General features: G+C 69.6%; 1 protein-coding gene. It reads left to right on the plus strand.

Annotated features, from left to right (window positions below):
• Nucleotides 1-1,372, plus strand: a 1,372-nt coding sequence (locus tag IF651_RS17265; protein WP_241744584.1) for an IS30 family transposase, incomplete at its 5' end; no start/stop codon positions are given.
• Between the last annotated feature and the right edge of the window lie 9 nt (nt 1,373-1,381).

Raw genomic sequence — 1,381 nt, forward strand, 5'->3', positions numbered from 1 at the left:
TCGCGCGCTTCGCCCGGCGATGCGCTCTCCTGGACGGCCGGAGCCGTCACGGGTGGTGCAGCGCGAGTTCTGGCGGCAGATCGCCACGGGAGTTTCATCGGCCGATGCGGCGTTGACGGTCGGCGTGTCGTGGCCGGTGGGAACGCGGTGGTTTCGCCACGCTGGCGGCATGCCGCCGATCTCGCTGGCCACGCCCTCGGGCCGCTACCTGATGTTCGAAGAGCGTGAGGAGATCGCGATCCTGCACGCGACCGGGACCGGAGTGCGTCAGATTGCCCGCGCCCTGGGTCGTGACCCGGGGACGATCTCGCGTGAGCTGCGCCGTAACGCCGCCACTCGCAGCGGGAAGTTGGAGTACCGGGCGACCGTCGCGCAGTGGAAGGCCCAGCAGGCCGCCAAGCGGCCCAAGGTCGCCAAGCTCGCCGAGAACGACCGCCTGCGCGAGTACGTCCAGCAGCGCCTGGACGGCACCGTGCGACGCGCCGACGGAACGCCAGTCGCGGGACCGGCCACGCCCGGGTGGAAGGGCCGCAAGATGAAGCCCCACCGCGCTGACCGGCGGTGGGCGACGGCCTGGAGTCCGGAGCAGATCTCTCACCGCCTCAAGGTCGACTTCCCCGATGATGAGTCCATGCGGATCAGCCACGAGGCGATCTACCAGTCGCTGTTCATCCAGGGCCGTGGCGCCCTCAAACGTGAGCTCGTCGCGTGCCTACGCACCGGACGGGCGCTGCGCGAACCACGAGCCCGGACGCGCAACAAGGCACAGGGACACGTCACCGCCGACGTGGTCCTTTCCGAGCGCCCGGCCGAAGCTGCAGACCGTGCCGTTCCCGGGCACTGGGAGGGTGACCTGATCATCGGCACCGGCCGGTCCGCGATTGGCACGCTCGTCGAGCGTTCCAGCCGGTCCACGATCCTGGTGCACCTGCCACGACTGGAGGGCTGGGGTGAGAAGCCGCCGGTGAAGAACGGCCCCTCGCTCGGAGGATACGGCGCCGTCGCTATGAACACCGCGCTCACGACGTCGATGACGACCCTGCCGGAGCAACTCCGCAAGACGCTCACCTGGGACCGCGGCAAGGAGCTCTCCGGGCATGCGCTGTTCGCACTGGAGACCGGCACGAAGGTGTTCTTCGCCGACCCGCACTCGCCGTGGCAGCGGCCGACGAACGAGAACACCAACGGGCTGCTGCGCCAGTACTTCCCCAAGGGCACCGACCTGTCCCGCTGGTCGGCCGATGACCTCGAGGCCGTCGCCCTGGCGATCAACGACCGGCCCCGCAAGGTCCTCGGCTGGAAGACCCCCGCCGAGGTCTTCGCCGAGCAGCTACTCTCGCTCCAAGAGCCCGGTGTTGCGTCGACCCGTTGAACTCGCCCA

The sequence above is a fragment of the Cellulosimicrobium arenosum genome (assembly GCF_014837295.1).
Classification (GTDB): Bacteria; Actinomycetota; Actinomycetes; order Actinomycetales; family Cellulomonadaceae; genus Cellulosimicrobium; species Cellulosimicrobium arenosum.